Raw genomic sequence first — 15,785 nt, 5'->3', positions numbered from 1 at the left:
CCTAGGATGCCGCTCGAACCTGAGGACGCGCCTCGGGCGACGCGCCGAAGCGGAATGCGGTGGACACGTCGTCGACCAGCTGGTCGTAGTCGCGGGCGACCGCTTCGAGCGCCGGGTCGAGCGCGTCGAAACGCTTGCGGGCGAGCGCGCGCGCCAGCAGGAACTGGAAGGTCTTGGCGGCGGTGGTCATGCGGTCGCAAAGGCCGACGGCCCCGGCAAGGCCGCCAATGCCCTGGCTGCCGAGCCAGGCCAGGTGAGCGCCGGCGAGCGCGATATTGGCACCGAACTGGCGGGCCGTGTTGAAGGCATAGGGGTGGAACGAACAGGGCGGCTCGGCCACCAGCCAATCGAGATGGGCCGGCAGCGCGGCCCGGTAGGCGTCGATCGGGTTGGTCCGGGGCCGCCGGGCCCAGTGGCCGGCGAGGCGCTCGATGGCGGCGTCGAGCAAGGCCTGGCCGGTCAGCCCCGGTCCGATCACCTTGACGAATTCGACATAGGGCGGCAGCACCGGCTGGGGCGCCGAGCCGAAACCGAACATCGCCTCGACATCGGCACCTTCGGCTTCGAAATAGCCGGCATTGTGGAAGTAGCCGAGGCGGGCCGGGGAGCGCTCGAACCGGTTCACCGCGATGGTCGTCTTGGAATGGCCGGTCTTGTAGGTGACGCCGCGGGTGTCGGCGAGATAATGCGCATCGACCTCGATCAGGGTCAGCCGGCCACGCGTCAGCTGCGCGTCGATATGGTCGGCCAGCGGCCGGTAGATCGACAGTTCCTGGACGTCGAGGCCGAACAGGGTTTCAAGATCGGCCGCCGCCATCTTGAAGAAAGTGAACTGGTCGCCCTCGAAATCCTGCGCCAGGGTCATGCCGAGGCCGGCCGCCGGCTCGCGCCCCAGCGTGTGCAGGATCTCGATGAACAGATCGGTATGGCAATTGGTTTCCGGCCAATGATTGGCCGGATCGTGCAGCGGATGCCGCACATAGGCTGCCGCGTCGAGCTCGACGAAGACCGGCGCCATGGTCAGCCCCAGAGCGCTTTGCGCACGGCGGCCGGCCAGGCCTTGACGTCGGTGCCGTGATGCTTGAGCAGCGCCAGGATGACCCGCTCGTGGCCGAAGCCGACGCAGGCGGTGTGGGCGGTTTCCGGACCGGCGGTTTCCAGGCCGAAGGTCTTGCCGAAATGGTCCTGGTGATAGTTGAAGCTGAGGCAGGCGGTCGGGCTGGCCTCGCTTTCGATCGGAATCAGCAGTTCGAATTTCAGCCGCTGGTCGCGCTGGTTGACCGCCAGCATCTTGCCGGTGCGGCCGAAGAACGGATCGTTGGCGACATCGACCGAGAAGGGCAGGCCGATCTCGGCAATCAGCTTCTGGCCGCGATCGAGCCAGTCGGCCCGGAACGCGGTCACCTGGTCGGGCGTGCCCATGCGGACGAATTCACGCATGCGGAACATTTGCTGGCGCGCCGGGTCGCGCGATGGCTCGTGCCGGAAACAATAGGACAAGAGGTCGTAAAGCCGGCCCTCGGCCGGAAGCGGGCCGCGTTTGGCCGCCGTCGGATAAAGCGGGTAGCAGGCGGCCGGCGTCAGCACGACCTCGCTCGCCGTCTGGCCCTTGGTCCAGTCGCCATTGGCCTCGATGGTCTGCATCAGGTCGAGATGGGCCGCGCCATCGCCATGGAAGCAATGAATGGTGCCGGCGAGCTGCGGGAAGCTCTTCATGTAGCCGGAGCGTTCGAACACCGCCCGGCTCATCGCCGGGGGAAAGCGAACCACCTCGGCATTGTCCGTGCCGGCATAACGGGTGACCAGGTTCTGAAACCCGTCGCCGATCTCCTCGAACAGGCCCGAGCGGCCATAGATGCCGTCGACGCCTGTCTCGATCAGCAGGCCCTTGTCGAACAGTTCATCCAGAAATCCGGTCGTGGCCAGCATCTTCAGCCCTCCAGGTCGGCATCGAGCCGTGACATCAGCAACATGGTCGAGGTGTTCGCCATGATCCGATCATTGGCGATCATCAGGGGCGCGGAGAGAATGTCGCGCAAATGGCGGCCGACCGCGAACGGCGTGTCGTTCTTGTAGCCCTGGATGCCAACGACGATCAGGGCCTGCTGGACGATGCCGACGGCCTTTTCGGAGGCCTGTACCTTGACCGCGTTCATGGCGATGGCGAAGGCCATCGAATTCAGTTCGTCGTCGTGGCGGCGCGCGCGTTCGAAACGGGCGATGCCGTCGCGCACCAGGGCTTTCAGGCTGGCGAGCTCGGCGGCGGCGGCGGCGAGCCTGGTGGCGCCGGGGGGCGCGACGGTCGGCGCCTTGCGGGCGGCGGCACGGACGAAGGCCTGGGCCTTCGACAGGGCACCGGCGGCGATGCCGAACCAGAGGCCGGACCAGAACAGATGCGAGCTTGCCAACATGCTTTGCGCGGCGATCTCGGCAAACGGCTTGGGAAAGACCTGGGCGGCGGGAACGCGCGCCGTCAGCTTGAAGCCATGCGAGGTGGTGCCGCGCATGCCAAGCGTATCCCAGGTCGAGGTCTGCACGAGGTCGGCCTGGGCACGCTCGATGACCAGCAGGACCTGATCGGAGGAGGCGGCTTCCGGCGCGCGCCGGGCGGTCGCCAGAATGGCGTCGGCATCAAGCGCGTAGGAAATGACGATGGCGTCCTTCTCCAGCGTGACGTGGTCGCCATCGGGCACGACCGAGCAGACCGAATTGCGCAGGTCGCCGCCAATGCCGGCTTCCGAGGTCGACGAGGCCAGCAGCAACTGGTCGCGCGCCAGGCGGGTCATGAAGTCGCGGTGCCAGACGCTGGCGCCGCCGTGGTGGACGAGGCTCGCGGTCTTGATCTGGTGCATGGCGAAGACCATGCCGGCAGCGGCGCAGGACGCGCCGAGAATGGCGCAGAGCTCGGCGATCTCGCCGAAACCGACGCCTTCGCCGCCATGTTCGCGCGGCACCATGATGCCGAGCAGGCGCTGCTGGCGCAGCGCATCCGCCGCCTCGCGGGGAAACCGCGCATCGCGATCGACCTGATCGGCGGCCTCGGCTGCGACAGCCGCGACGGCCTTCATGCGGGCAGCCAGCGTCGTGGCGCCCTGGGCGCCGTCGGAGCCGATCGCGTCGAGCATGGTCAACCCTCTGCCCGTTCGGCGACAAGCTCGTTCAGGGCGGCACTGATGGAGGTTACGGAGGAGAACAATTTGCGGTTCAGCATCCGCTCGGGAAACTCGACGTCGAAGGCTTCCTCGAGCGCCAGCATGAGCTGCACGGAACCGAATGATGTCATGCCGGCCTCATAGAGGTCGGACGTATCGGTCAGGCTGTCGACGCCCGCAGGCAGTTCGACGGTCCTGGCGATGATGCTGCGAATCTCTGTCGTCATGTCGGACGGTCCCCTTCGAGCCCATCCCCGTTCCTGAGGGGGATGAATAGGCGCAATTTTAGCAATCATGCAATTGCCGATTGCCAGTATGGTTATCTAGCTGACCCACAGGCAGCCTGCGAGTCCACTTGGATGCACCCGACAGCCTTGTGATCGCGCTCGCAGTAGCGACTTTACCCGCAAATATATACCTGTTTCTTTATGTGGGTTGCGCAGGGGAGGCGCAGATCAGGGGGACCGCCGATGACGCGAAAGCCCGGAGGTCGTCGATGCTGGTACCGATGCGCGCGCGCACCGCCAGCGTATCGAAAATGGCGCCGCCGAGCCGGGCGCGCGCCACGGGCGACGGCTCGGGGCTGAGTTCGCCTGCCTCGACCGCGTTGGCGAAGGCGCGCTCGAGCGCCTTTTCATTGCCGGCGATAAAGGCCGCAGCGGCCTTGGCGATGTCCGGATGGGTCGGCGCTTCCACCGAGGCCGTGCCGATGATCATGCAACCCTGCGGTCGCGGCGGCGCCGTGTAGAGGCTGATGGCGGTGCGATAGAGCTTGGTCAGCCGCTGTTCGATCGAGCCTTCGCCCGCCATGATCTGATCGATGCCGGCAACGCTTTGCGTGCCGTGACGGGCGATCACGGCGAGGTAGAGCTGTTCCTTATTGCCGAAGGCGGCGTAAAGGCTCGGCCGGTTCAGCCCGGCCGCCTTGGCGAGGTCGTCGACCGAGGCCGCCGAGAAACCCTTTTCCAGAAACACCCGCCTGACCCGCTCCAGCACCTCGGCTTCCGAGAACGAGCGTGGACGTCCGGGGGTGCGCCTCGGCTTTTTTGTACCGTCTTGCATAAAATCAGTTGACATGGTTGCAGCGGACCATTCTTAATTATGTACCGTATCGCATAAAACAATGGAGGACGCCATGCACCTTTACGCTTCGCCGATGGCCTGTTCGCTCGCCTCGCACATCACCATACTGGAAGCCGGACTGCCGGTGACGGTCCATTATATCGACAACCGGACCAAGGTGACCGACGAGGGCGAGGACTATTGGAGCATTTCGCCCAATGGCTATGTGCCGGCGCTGCGTCTTGCGTCCGGCGAGGTGCTGAACGAGGGCCCTTCCGTCCTGCAGTTCCTGGCCGACCAGAAGCCCGAGGCGAAACTGGCTCCCGCCTGGGGCACGACCGAACGCTATCAGCTCATCGACGCGCTGAACTATCTGTCGACGGAGGTGCACAAACGCATCTTCAGCACGCTGCTCACCGCCAAGGCGCCAGAGGATGCCAAGGCGCGGGCGAAGTCATTGCTGGCGCCGACGCTGGACGCGATCGCCCGCCGGCTGGGTGACCGCGACCATCTGGTCGGTGATCATTTCAGCGTTGCCGACGCCTATCTGGTGGTGCTGCTCAACTGGTGCCGCCATGTCGGCACGGACCTCAGGCAATGGCCCACGATTGCCGCCTATCACAAGCGGCAGCTGGCACGGCCAGCGGTCGCCGCGGCGGTCGCCCAGGAGACGGCAGAATATCAGCGCCGCGCGGCGTGAGCGGCTGCGCCCGGCCGGGTCACGGGAGCCGTCCTCGATTGGGGGCGGCTCTTGGGCTTTCGAGGGGGCGAACCCGGCACGCGCGGCCAGGTCGTCGCGACTGGAAGGGCTGCAAAAACAATACAACCTCATTGGTTGCGATGACGCGGCGGCGGCGATCGATTGCCTAGCATCCGGCATCGCCGACCTAGGAGGTTGTCATGCTGCCTGCCCTTGCCCGTGTCCCTGCCGATGCGCCACCGCTCGCTGTCGAACGAGACGGTGAGCCACAATCTGTCGCGCGATCAGTCCAGGACCGCCTTGATGTCTCCGAATGTGATACGCTGCGTCACAATCTGCGCGGGACAGCGGCTGTAGCGGGCCATCGCGACGCCCCCCTGCGGGTCACGCCCGAGCTCATCGCCTTCTACAAGAAGCGCGCGCACGAGTTGCGGGCGGAGACGATCCGGGGCGTGGGAAGCGCATTGTGGTCCCTGCTGACAAGGACGATCCAGCCGCGCTGACGGCAATCAGGCCGACGCCCCGCGTACATTCCAATAGCGATCGAAAGGATTTCTTCGGTGATCCCGACCCGCGCCAAATACCAGCCGCCGACGGTCGAGATCCGCGGCAGGCTGTCGGCGCTGCTCGGCCGGGCCATGCCACCGAATGGCCCCACCCCTGCAAACACCCGAAGTGTTGTTGCAGAGCTGGTAGCGGGAGGCAGAGTCGAACTGCCGACCTCAGGGTTATGAATCCTGCGCTCTCACCAACTGAGCTACCCCGCCCCAAAAGAGGCTCCCCGAACCGCCGAAGCAGCCTGGAGAGCGCGGATATAGTGCCCCATCCGAAGGGGTGTCAAGGCGGACCGGTGAAGCTCAGCGCGGCCTGCCGCCAATGCTGCGGTCGATCGCCACCAGCACGAGGCCAAGGCCGAGAAAGGCGGCGGTCAGGATGACCGCGTTGATCATCACCGCCTGATAGCCGAGCGCATCGGCATTCAGGAACGGATAGGCCCACCAGCCGGATGTGGCGCCACGGATCAGCGCGAAGATGAAATAGCCCAGCGGATACACCAGCCAGAGCAGTGGATCGCGCCAGGCGAGCCGGCCCTTCGGGGCAAAAGCGGCCCAGAAGGCGACGCCGAGCAGCGGGGTCAGGTCGTGCAGCGCCATGTCGGCGACCTTCTGCCAGCCCTGCGGGTTCCAGGTGGCGCGCAAGGCGAGCGAATAGACGATGCCGACAATCGCGATGAACAGGGTGACCGCCCCGATGAGGGAAGCGCCGACGCAGCGCCCGAACGCCAGGGCGGTCAGCACGGCGGCCATCAACAGGTTGGTCAGGATGGTGAAATAGCTGACGAAGACGAAGACGCCGCCCAGCGTCGTGCCGCCATTGCTCCTGACCAGAGTGACGGTCAGCCAGACCTGAAGGGCCAGCGCCAACCAGGCCATGAGCGCGATGACCGCCGCCGCCGTCCGGCCGGCACGGCCGATGTCACCCTGGCTCCCGGCGGCGATCTCGCTCATCCCTCGACCTCTGAAGAAAAGGCCTTAGCCGGTCGCCGTCGCCGCGACTGCCGCGTCCTGGCCTGCCTTTTTGAAGCGGACGAGCGTGAACAGGCCGCCAAAGCCGGCCGAGCGCTTTTCGACGACGGTCAGTTCGGCTTCGCCGGTGACCCGCGAGAACGGGAAGTCGGGATGCCAGCCGAGCTTGTCGCCGAAGGGCGCCGCGGCCTTCTCGATCAGGGCGCGGACGCCGCCTTCGGCGGCGAAATGATTGACCAGGATGACCTCGCCACCCGGCTTGCAGACGCGGTTGAGCTCGCGCATCACGCCTTCCGGATCCGGCACCACGGTGATCAGATACATCGCGACGACGCAATCGAAGGAGGCGTCGGCGAAGGCGAGGCGGCCGGCATCCATCTGCAGGATACCCTCGACATGGGGCAGGCCGTCATCGACCCGCTTGCGGGCGATCTTCAGCATGTCGAAGGACAGGTCGAAGCCAATGACACGGCAGTTGCGGCCGTAGTCGGGCAGGGCAATGCCGGTGCCGACGCCGACCTCCAGGATGCGGCCACCGACCTCAGTCGCCGCGGCAACCGCCGCCTTTCGCCCGGTGATGGTGATCGAACCGAACAGCGTGTCATAGATCGGTGCCCAGCGGGCATAAGCCTTCTGGATCGACTGGGTATCGAGCTCGGCTGCGGCCATGCGGGCTCCGTCAGAGCGCGGCGTGAAGGGGGGCGGAGGCGACGGCCCGGGAGGCCGTCTCGGGCCGCTTGATGAAGCCGCCGCCCAGCACGCGGGAGGCGCCGTCGGCGGCATCATAGAGCACGCAGGCCTGGCCGGGCGCTACCCCTTCCTCGCCGTCGAGCAGCTCGATTTCGATGCCGGTCGTGGTGGCGCGCAGGATCGCGGCCTTGGGTGGCCGGGTCGAACGGACCTTGGCAAAGCAGTCGACCGTCTCGCCCGGCTCGAGCGGCCGGTCGCCGAGCCAATTGACGTCGCGCAGGCCTATGGCGCGGGTGGCGAGCGCCTCCTTCGGCCCGACCAGGACGCGCCGGCCGGGGGCATCGAGGCCAACCACGTAAAGCGGCTCGCGGGCGGCGATGCCGAGGCCGCGGCGCTGGCCGACGGTGAAGCGCATGATGCCGTCATGGCGACCAACCACCCGGCCATCGATATGGACGATGTCGCCGGGCTCGGCGGCCTCCGGCTTCAGCCGCTCGACAATGGCGGTATATTTGCCCGAGGGGACAAAGCAGATGTCCTGGCTGTCGGCCTTGTCGGCGACCGACAGGCCGAAACGGCGGGCATGCTCGCGCGTCTCCGGCTTGGTCATCATGCCCAAGGGGAAGCGCAGCAGGTCGAGCTGAGCCGGCGTCGTGGCGAACAGGAAATAGCTCTGGTCGCGGTCGGCATCGACAGGCCGGTAGAGGCCGCGCCGGCCATCGGGCAGGCGGCGGCTCGAGACATAGTGGCCGGTCGCCAGCGCATCGGCGCCAAGGTCGCGGGCGGTGTCGAGCAGATCGGTGAACTTCACATGGCGGTTGCAGTCGACGCAGGGGATCGGCGTCTCGCCGGCGGCATAAGACTGGGCGAAGCGGTCGATCACTGCCGCCTTGAAGCGCTCCTCATAGTCGAGCACATAATGCGGAATGCCGAGGCGTTCGGCCACCCGGCGGGCGTCGTTGATGTCTTGGCCCGCGCAGCAGGCGCCCTTGCGGTGGATCGCGGCGCCATGATCGTAAAGCTGCAGCGTCACGCCGACCACGTCATAGCCCTGTTCGGCCATCAGCGCGGCGACGACGGAGGAATCCACGCCGCCGGACATGGCGACGACCACTCGGGTCGCATGCGCGGGCTTGGCGATGTCGAGGCTGTTGAACATGGGCGCCGGTTTCGGAACGATTGGACCGCTATATAGAGCCGAGCGGCCATCAGCGCAAAGTCCCCATCGGCTGATGAAACAGATGGCGGTGCCTCCGGCAACCAATGGAAACAGCGGCACGGCAGAAGCAGGCGGCATGACGGGGCAGGGAAGGTCGGCGGATGACTGCGACATGGATATCGGTTCTGGCGCTGGTCGCAGGCCTCGTCGGCCTTGCCTCGGACGCGCGAGCCCAGGGCTGCCCGGCGAGCCTGGCATTGGCCGAACGGCAGGCCTGCCTCGCCCGGGCCGTACCGGAGGCGGATGCGGCCCTGGTGGTCGCCCGCGCCGATGCCACCAAGGCGATCGCGGATTGGCACGGCAACCTCAGTCCGGAGGAGCGCGCGCAATGGCGGGCTCAATTCGACAAGAACCTGGATCTGTGGGCGCTGTTCCGCGACCGGGTTTGCGCCGCGCCGCTGATCGGCTTCGAGCAAAGGCTCAATGCCGAGCGCGCAGCGATCGCGAGCAGCGCCTGCCGGCTGGTCATCACCCAGGTGATGTCAGGCGACCTGACCAATCGTTTCGGCGAGGCCGTCTCGGACAAGGCACGTGGCCATCTCGCCGGCTCGCAGCGCGGCCCGAACCGGCGCGGGCTGATCGCGGCGGAAGGACGCCAGCCGCTGTGCCGCCACCCCGGCCGGGGCGGTGACTATGCGCCGCTGACCGCCTGCTACGAGCGCCAGGCGGCGCGGGTCGACGCCGAACTCAATGCGGTCTGGGCGAGGGTGCTGGCGACCATCCGGGCACGGCACGACGTTTCGGAGGCCGATCGAGCGGCCTGGAGCGAGGCGCTGCGCGCCGCGCAACGCAGCTGGGCCGAGCTGCGCGACCTGACCTGCCGTCTCGAAGCTTATGAGACGCCGAACCGCTCGGCCAATTCGGTCTATTCCGGGCTGGTCGGCCCTTGCCTGATCGTCGAGACCGAGGAGCGGATGCGCGCCCTGCAGATCACCTACGGCTTGCGCCGAACCGAACGATGAGCCGGCGACAGAGGTCTTGAGCCTGTCATTCCATCCGGCTAAGGGCTCAAGGCATGACCGTCCGCTATGCTCTCTATGCCGCTCCCGCGCCCGACGACCCGCTCTGGAACTTCGGCTCCGCCACGATCGGCTACGATGCCGCGGCGGCTCGTGACCTGCCGTTTCCATCGGGCACGCCATGGGATGACCCGGATTGGGCCGAACTCACCGAGGATCCGCGCCGCTACGGCTTTCACGGCACGCTGAAGGCGCCGTTCGAACTGGCCCAAGGAGCGAGCGAAGCCGATCTGCTCGAAGCCGTCATGGTCTTCGCCGATCGCCGGCCAGCGGTCGAGGTGCCCCGGCTCGCGGTTGCCACCCTCGGTTCTTTCGTGGCCCTGGTGCCGGCTGAGCGCTCCGACGAACTCCTGGCGCTGGCCGGCGACTGCGTCCGGGTGTTTGACGAATTCCGCGCGCCGATGAGCCAGGCCGACCGGGCGCGGCGGCTGAAAAGCCCGCTGACCGAACGGCAGATCGGCCATCTCGACAACTGGGGCTATCCTTACGTCTTCGAGGATTTCCGCTATCACATGACGCTGACCGGTTCGCTATCCGCCGACCGGTGCGAGCCGGTGCGCGCCGCCCTGGCGGAACGCTACCAGCCGATCGCCGAACCGTTCCGGCTCGACGCCCTGCTGGTGTTCCGGCAGGCCGCGCGCGACCAACGTTTCACCATTCTCGGCCGGTTCGCCTGCGGGGGCTGAGGGCGGCCGGGTTTGCCGGCCAGACCGGCAGGCCGACGTCGATCCGGCCATCGGCCGATCCGGCAGCCTTTTCGTCTTGTTTCCATCTCTCCTCGTCCCTTATCGACGAGCCCATGCTCGCCATGATCGAGGCGGTGGATGATGTCGGCGATCCATCCAAGAAATGCGCCGCCTGCCTTTCGGCGTCGCGGGTGCATTGAATTATCCTTGCGAGATGAGGCCGGACCTGCTGGCCAAGTTCAGACAGAGAGCAATTCACGCGACTGCGATGGAACAATCGCCCGCCGAGTTGCTGTTCGAGCCGTCGGATTGCGTTGCTGAGCGACGGCTGCGAAATGCCGCAGCGCTTGGCGGCACGGGTAAAATTTCTTTCGTCGCAAACAGCCAGGAAATATCGAACCTGCTGCAATTCCATTGACCCACCCCGTTCATCGAAGTGATCCGGCAATGCGCGGCCGAGCGAATCGACGGTCGCTGCGTCAGCTACGCTTGCGCGCAGCCTTGTCTCCCGATCGCCAATCCACCGCGAGCGATGGCTGAAGGAGGTGCGAACGCGGCGTCTCGAACAGCCGCGCGGCAAGACGGCACATCATGGTCACTGCAGGCGCGCGGATGCGACGGGCCCGAGATTGAGAAGAACGCTCTCGTAGAGCGCGAGCGCCTCGCCGACGCGGCCGTCGGAGCACGCCATGCGGGCGTCCAGCATCCTCAACCCGGCCTTGCCCAATTGATCCGCGGGCAGGTCGTCGGTGATCCCATGATCCTCGATTGCGGTAATGACCATGATTTCCTGCAGCGCACACTCCCGAGCGAGATATTTCGCCGGTCCTTGCGCCATCGCACCGATCGTCATCGCCAGGATTGCGACGAGGGCGAGCGCTGGCGACGCGCGGCGTTCAACAAACCTCAGGCAGGCAAAGGTCTCAACAGCCATCGATCTTTTCCTCGCCGTGGGTCCATGCGGCGACGCCCACTTGGCAAAATGAGGCCGCGTCTCCGGTCCAATTCGGACCGACGCGCGATGGTAGGCCGTCAACCGCAGACGCCGCGTCATCGGAACCAATGATGCGGCTGCCGCTGCCGCTGCTCTGCCTCGCGGTCGGGCCGATCGGGCTTGTCGGTCATGGCCACGCGACGGGCCCGGCCATGGCCAGGCGCCGACAATGAGGATGACGGCAAATGGGCGCGGGCAGTCGAAATCGGCCCCTGGCCGGATCGCAATCGGCCGGTCGCATCTGGAAAGGGGCGTCGCCAACCCAATGCGGATCGGCGTCAACGCGGCGTTCACTCCCGCGGCGCGCGTGGCGGAGATCCTTAGCGAAAGGCCGCTTCGCGAATTGCGGATGAGGCGCTGTGGGCCCGGATCGGAGGCGTCGAGTTGCGCAACAGAAGCAGGAGCTCGGTCTGCCGGAGCGTGCCGGTCTTGGAGAAGATGTGCTGCAAGTGGGTGCGCACGGTTGGCTCGCTGATGCCGAGCATGTCGGCGGCCTCCATGCCGCCCAACCCCTGGGCAAGCGCCAACAGCACGCGAAGTTCGCCGCCGGTCAGCCCATAAAGCCTGGCAAAAGCTTCACCCGGCATGAGCGGCGCCCGAACAGGATCCTGCATGAACACGGCGCAGGACGCTGCAAATGGCGCGACGGCGCTGCGGCGCTGGCCACTGTCGACCGGAAGGAAGGTTGCGACATAGCCGGTGCCCACGGCATCCGGGATCGCCAGGGAATGCGCGGTCATATCCATGTCCAAGCCGTCGCGCGTTGCCTGATCAATGGCCTTGGACAGGGCCGCACGCGCCGCCGAATCGGTGGGGTGAAGCCGGTTGTTCACGATGCGGATCGCGTCGCCGGTCCTGATCTGGCGTTCGGCGGCGGCGTTCATATAGACGACGCGGCCATCCCGTGCGGTCAGGTAGACACCGGCGACAAGCGCATCGAGCGTCCGTTCCAGCATCTCCGACCTCAGCGCCCGGATGTCGAGTGCATCGGAGATGGCGAGTGCGCGGCAGACATGCGGAGAGAGCAGCTTGAACAGGCTGATCTCACGCTTCTGGTAATGTGGCACCGTCTCGCCCCTGGAGGCATGCATGGAGGCCATACGGCCACCGGTCCTGAGCGCGGGAAACCAGATGATGTCCACCAGCCCGAACGGCTCGAGCACATCGCGAAAGAACCGGGTTTCCGACAATTCGGAGCTGTCCATGGAGAGCGCACTGACGTCGCCGATATTCGAGACGACATCCGCGACGGCCATTGGACTTGCCGCGTAGTTCTGTCCCAGCCTCTCCAGGAACTCCGGCTGATATCCGAAAACGAACAGCTGGTCGTTTTGCACGTGCCGCATATCGTGAACGCATATTCCACCCGCTGTGCTTTCACACAGAGCGGCAATCTTCCGGCAAGTGGCGGACCACAGCTGCGGATCGAGCGCGCAGTCATAGATCGCGCCGATCGTGTCGGATAACGCCTGGGCGGAGACACCATCCAAATCAATCACGTCTAGTCCTCCCCATCCGAGGGACGCCGCATGTCGACCGGAAAGTCATCGTTCGAGGACATCCCCATATCGACGCGACCACGTCGGCCACAATCAACCGGCATTCGCGATGAAAATTCCGGCTTTCCTGTTGTTCCGGACTGTTGATGGCGGCACCTGTGCCAAAGCTGCGGATGATTTTCGTGATCTGGCTAAGAAATGTGCAGCGTGCCTTTCGGCATCGCGGATGTATTGATTGATCTTTGCCATGTCGGGGACGTGTGGGATGGCGATTTCGACGGCTTTCGCCGCTTTCTCGCAAAATCTGTCCACACACTGCCGAATGTGTATACTCCGCGTGGGAGCGGTGGATTGCCGCCGCCGGTCCACGCCAGCGACGGTGACGCCAAGACGCGGACGGTGGAACGGAACATGGTGACATGCCGATGACCGCGCCTGCGATCGACCCCGCCCGCCTGGCAACGTTCAATGTCGTCCGGGCAAGCGATCCCGGCGGGGTGGATGGTACGTCGCGCGTGAGCGAGCGCGTGGCAAAATCGAGCCGTATCTACAGATACCAACTGCAGAATAGCGCCTTATGGCGCATGCAGTTCGACCGGCCGATCTTCACCCTCGCGACCCGCGGTGCCGGCTCGATCATAGCAAGTTATGCCGACAGCCGTTTCGCAACGGAGGTCTCCATCGACGGTGACGAAGGTGGTCTCTTCTGCTTCACGACGCTGCTGCACGGCCACACGACATTGATCCATAACGGTGATTCCACGACCGCCACGGAAGGTGGCGGTCTCGCCTTGCGACCCGGCCCCGGCACCCGGCTCCTGACCAGCGACGACAACGTGCGCACGAACGTTTTCTTCAAGGTCGCGGAGGTCGAGGATGCGTTGGAGCACATGCTCGATGAGCGGCTGCGCGGGCCACTCGAATTCAGGCCCAATCTCGATTGGAGCAGCGGGCTTGCAGCCAGCCTGAAGTGCCAGCTTGATCTCGTGATGCACGAGTTCGCGCGACCGGACGGAGTGGCCAGCAACCCCGCCGCACTCGCGTCGATGACCGATCTGCTGATCTCGCTGGTGCTGCGTGGCGCGCCGCACAACTATGCCGATCGGTTGGACAGGGGCCCTGCCGGCGCGGTTCCGGCCTACATTCGGCGCGCGGAGGATTTCATGCGGGCAAACTGCACGGAGCCGGTCCGCATGGCGCATGTCGCCGCGGCCGCTGGATGCAGCGTGCGCACCTTGGGTGCGGTGTTCAGGCAGTTCCGCGGCAAGACGCCGCTGGGCGCGCTGCACGCGATCCGGCTGGAGCAGGCGCACGCCGTGCTGAGCCTTGGCGCAGCCGATGCCTCGGTCGCCACGGTCGCGCGCCGCTACGGCTTCACCAACGCCGCGCGGTTCACCAGCGCCTTTCGCCGCCGTTTCGGCAAGACGCCGTCGGAAGCCGTGCAGCGCGCATCGCTGGCCTCGTCCTGACGAAGCGCCCCGGTCGCACTGATGTTCGGCCGATGGAGCGGAGCCGCCGCTCCCCGACCGCCTCGCCAGCGAAGGCTGAGCCGGCCGGGGGGTGCCGACCCCTCGAGCGAGGGGCCGGTTGCCGCGTTCAGATCGGCTGGCCGACGTCGATGCGGTTGCCGTCGGGATCGGCGAAGACGAAGGCCCTCAGGCCATAGTCCTGGTCGCGCAGGCCCTTGACGATCCTGACGCCGTGGCGCTGGCAGACCGCGTAGAGCCCGTCGACATCCTCGACCATCAGGTGGATGACGTTATAGGTCGGTGCCCGATAGCGCGGGTCGAGGGTCAGATGCAGCTCGGCCTTGTCGCGTTTCAGGATCATGAAACCGACCGGATCGCCGTTCTCGAAGGTTTTCGTGAAGCCCAGGATATCCGTATAAAAGGCCCGGGCCTTGCCGATGTCGCGCACCGGCAACATCGCGGCGATCCGTCCGAAACGGATGCCGTGGTCAGCATTCTCGGTCATGGCATGAACTCGATTGGGAAGCGCTGGTCGTGCCGGACGGTGCCGGTCTAACGCCAGTGCCCCTGGTTTCGGTCATGAGGCGGTGCCCACATGTCGCTCCATAACATTGTCGGGCGAGCCGGAAAACCGGCCGGGGCGCAAAGTTGGCCTCCGCCGACCCGCCATTCTTGGTTGAATGCCGGCGGCCCCTTATCGATCGGATCATCTCCGCTATAATCATCCGCAAGCCCGGCTCAGGCCGGCCCAAGGACGCGTCAGCAAAATTCTCCAGGGAGGAATACCAATGTCGATCATTCTCAACCGCCGTTCGGCGCTGCTGGCCGGAGCCGGCAGCGCACTGGTGCTCGGCGCACCCGCGCTCGCCCAGTCGCGCCGACGGCTGACGGTCGCCACCGGCGGTACCGGCGGCGTCTATTTCGTCTATGGCGGCGGCCTCGCGCGTGTGCTGTCCGAGAAAGTGCCGAACACGCAAGTGACGGCGCAGGTCACCGGCGGATCGGTCGACAATATCAACCTCGTCTCCGCCGGCGATGCCGATGTCGGCTTCTCGACGCTCGATTCGGTGGTCGATGCGCTCGCCGGCACCGCCGCTTATGCCCAGGGGGGCAAGCGTGAGGTCAGCGTGCTCGCCGTGCTTTACGACAACGTCCTGCATGTGGTCGCCAACCCGTCATTGAACTCGATCGCCGACATGAAGGGCAAACGCATTGGCGTCGGCTCCGCGGGGTCGTCGACCGAGGGCTGGGCGGATCGCACGCTGGAAGCCGCCGGTCTCAATCCGCGCACCGACATCACGCGCGACAATCTTGGCGTGGCGGAATCGGCCAATGCCCTGTCCGACGGTAAGATCGCCGGCTTCTTCTGGGGTGGCGGTGTGCCGACGGCCGCGGTTCGAGATCTCGCGCAGGGCGGCCGAACCCCGATGAAGCTCCTCGATTCATCGAAAGAACTTGTCGCAATCGACAAGAAATATCCCGGGCTCTACCGGCTCTACACGATGCAGCCGAATTCTTATGCCGGCCAGACGGCGGCGGTCCCGTGCATCGGCGTCGCCAACGTCATGGTGGTCAATTCCAAGGCTCCGAACGCCCTGGTGACCACCATATTGGAGGGTATTTTCAACAACCTGACCGATGTCGCGGGCATCCATCCGGAGGCGCGGCGTCTCACCTTGCAGAGCGCCGCCACCAAGACGGCGGTCGCGTTTCATCCGGCGGCCGAAGCCTTCTACAAGGCCAAGGGTGTGGCCATGTAAGCTGCAACC

18 protein-coding genes and 1 tRNA gene are annotated in these 15,785 nt (G+C 65.9%); 6 read left to right on the top strand and 13 right to left on the bottom strand.

Annotated features, from left to right (window positions below; genetic code table 11):
* Position 1: 1 nt before the first annotated feature.
* From E8M01_RS05220 to E8M01_RS05200, 5 genes are all read right to left on the bottom strand, one after another.
* Positions 2-1,018 carry a DUF1839 family protein gene (locus tag E8M01_RS05220; RefSeq protein ID WP_136959148.1) on the bottom strand — a complete coding sequence of 339 codons (1,017 nt, stop codon included), beginning with the start codon at positions 1,016-1,018 and terminating at the stop codon, positions 2-4.
* 2 nt (positions 1,019-1,020) lie between these two features.
* A complete protein-coding gene (locus E8M01_RS05215) occupies positions 1,021-1,929 on the bottom strand; it encodes an amino acid--[acyl-carrier-protein] ligase (protein ID WP_136959147.1) in 909 nt (302 codons plus the stop codon).
* A gap of 2 nt (positions 1,930-1,931) precedes the next feature.
* Positions 1,932-3,125, bottom strand: a complete 1,194-nt coding sequence (locus E8M01_RS05210) for an acyl-CoA dehydrogenase family protein (protein ID WP_136959146.1) — start codon at positions 3,123-3,125, stop codon at positions 1,932-1,934.
* Positions 3,126-3,127: 2 nt separating this feature from the next.
* Positions 3,128-3,379: an acyl carrier protein gene (locus tag E8M01_RS05205; protein ID WP_136959145.1), complete on the bottom strand. Its 252-nt coding sequence runs from the start codon at positions 3,377-3,379 to the stop codon at positions 3,128-3,130.
* Between the two features lie 199 nt (positions 3,380-3,578).
* Positions 3,579-4,214 carry a TetR/AcrR family transcriptional regulator gene (locus E8M01_RS05200; RefSeq protein WP_170181795.1) on the bottom strand — a complete coding sequence of 212 codons (636 nt, stop codon included), beginning with the start codon at positions 4,212-4,214 and terminating at the stop codon, positions 3,579-3,581.
* Between the two features lie 73 nt (positions 4,215-4,287).
* Here E8M01_RS05200 and E8M01_RS05195 point away from each other — a divergent pair, with 73 nt between their 5' ends.
* Together E8M01_RS05195 and E8M01_RS05190 are read left to right on the top strand one after the other, a co-directional pair.
* Entirely contained in the window at positions 4,288-4,914 is a 627-nt protein-coding gene (locus E8M01_RS05195; RefSeq protein ID WP_170181794.1) for a glutathione S-transferase C-terminal domain-containing protein, read from the top strand.
* Positions 4,915-5,114: 200 nt separating this feature from the next.
* Positions 5,115-5,417 carry a hypothetical protein gene (locus E8M01_RS05190; protein ID WP_136959142.1) on the top strand — a complete coding sequence of 101 codons (303 nt, stop codon included), beginning with the start codon at positions 5,115-5,117 and terminating at the stop codon, positions 5,415-5,417.
* A gap of 187 nt (positions 5,418-5,604) precedes the next feature.
* On the opposite strand, the gene E8M01_RS05185 is transcribed toward E8M01_RS05190, so the two are convergent.
* From E8M01_RS05185 to mnmA, 4 genes are all read right to left on the bottom strand, one after another.
* A tRNA-Met gene (locus E8M01_RS05185) sits at positions 5,605-5,681 on the bottom strand.
* Between the two features lie 90 nt (positions 5,682-5,771).
* The gene (locus E8M01_RS05180; RefSeq protein WP_136959141.1) at positions 5,772-6,422 is read right to left on the bottom strand and encodes a Pr6Pr family membrane protein; all 651 of its coding nucleotides are present in this window, start codon (positions 6,420-6,422) and stop codon (positions 5,772-5,774) included.
* Between the two features lie 24 nt (positions 6,423-6,446).
* On the bottom strand, positions 6,447-7,109 hold the full coding sequence (locus E8M01_RS05175) for a class I SAM-dependent methyltransferase (protein ID WP_136959140.1): 663 nt from the start codon (positions 7,107-7,109) through the stop codon (positions 6,447-6,449).
* 10 nt (positions 7,110-7,119) lie between these two features.
* Positions 7,120-8,289, bottom strand: coding sequence for a tRNA 2-thiouridine(34) synthase MnmA (mnmA, locus tag E8M01_RS05170; protein WP_136959139.1), 1,170 nt, complete (start codon positions 8,287-8,289; stop codon positions 7,120-7,122).
* A gap of 161 nt (positions 8,290-8,450) precedes the next feature.
* On the opposite strand from mnmA, the gene E8M01_RS05165 reads away from it, so the two are divergent.
* The gene (locus tag E8M01_RS05165; RefSeq protein WP_136959138.1) at positions 8,451-9,311 is read left to right on the top strand and encodes a lysozyme inhibitor LprI family protein; all 861 of its coding nucleotides are present in this window, start codon (positions 8,451-8,453) and stop codon (positions 9,309-9,311) included.
* 53 nt (positions 9,312-9,364) lie between these two features.
* Positions 9,365-10,054, top strand: a complete 690-nt coding sequence (locus E8M01_RS05160; RefSeq protein WP_136959137.1) for a DUF1045 domain-containing protein — start codon at positions 9,365-9,367, stop codon at positions 10,052-10,054.
* Here the strand turns inward: E8M01_RS05160 and E8M01_RS35745 are convergent.
* The 3 genes from E8M01_RS35745 to E8M01_RS05145 form a co-directional block, all read right to left on the bottom strand.
* On the bottom strand, positions 10,020-10,469 hold the full coding sequence (locus E8M01_RS35745) for a LysR family transcriptional regulator (RefSeq protein ID WP_136959136.1): 450 nt from the start codon (positions 10,467-10,469) through the stop codon (positions 10,020-10,022). The two genes, E8M01_RS05160 and E8M01_RS35745, sit on opposite strands and share 35 nt — an antisense overlap.
* A gap of 180 nt (positions 10,470-10,649) precedes the next feature.
* Complete coding sequence (locus tag E8M01_RS05150) at positions 10,650-10,988, bottom strand: hypothetical protein (RefSeq protein WP_136959135.1); 339 nt, start codon at positions 10,986-10,988, stop codon at positions 10,650-10,652.
* 380 nt (positions 10,989-11,368) lie between these two features.
* The gene (locus tag E8M01_RS05145) at positions 11,369-12,547 is read right to left on the bottom strand and encodes a helix-turn-helix transcriptional regulator (protein WP_136959134.1); all 1,179 of its coding nucleotides are present in this window, start codon (positions 12,545-12,547) and stop codon (positions 11,369-11,371) included.
* Between the two features lie 419 nt (positions 12,548-12,966).
* Here E8M01_RS05145 and E8M01_RS05140 point away from each other — a divergent pair, with 419 nt between their 5' ends.
* On the top strand, positions 12,967-14,016 hold the full coding sequence (locus tag E8M01_RS05140; protein WP_136959133.1) for an AraC family transcriptional regulator: 1,050 nt from the start codon (positions 12,967-12,969) through the stop codon (positions 14,014-14,016).
* A gap of 127 nt (positions 14,017-14,143) precedes the next feature.
* Here the strand turns inward: E8M01_RS05140 and E8M01_RS05135 are convergent, their stop codons facing one another.
* On the bottom strand, positions 14,144-14,521 hold the full coding sequence (locus E8M01_RS05135) for a glyoxalase superfamily protein (protein WP_136959132.1): 378 nt from the start codon (positions 14,519-14,521) through the stop codon (positions 14,144-14,146).
* A 283-nt stretch (positions 14,522-14,804) separates the two neighbouring features.
* Between E8M01_RS05135 and E8M01_RS05130 the strand changes: the two genes are divergently transcribed.
* The gene (locus tag E8M01_RS05130) at positions 14,805-15,776 is read left to right on the top strand and encodes a TAXI family TRAP transporter solute-binding subunit (RefSeq protein ID WP_170181793.1); all 972 of its coding nucleotides are present in this window, start codon (positions 14,805-14,807) and stop codon (positions 15,774-15,776) included.
* Positions 15,777-15,785: the final 9 nt, after the last annotated feature.

The organism is Phreatobacter stygius (genome assembly GCF_005144885.1).
Classification (GTDB): domain Bacteria; phylum Pseudomonadota; class Alphaproteobacteria; order Rhizobiales; family Phreatobacteraceae; genus Phreatobacter; species Phreatobacter stygius.
This window is presented reverse-complemented; position numbering and strand designations above follow the sequence as displayed.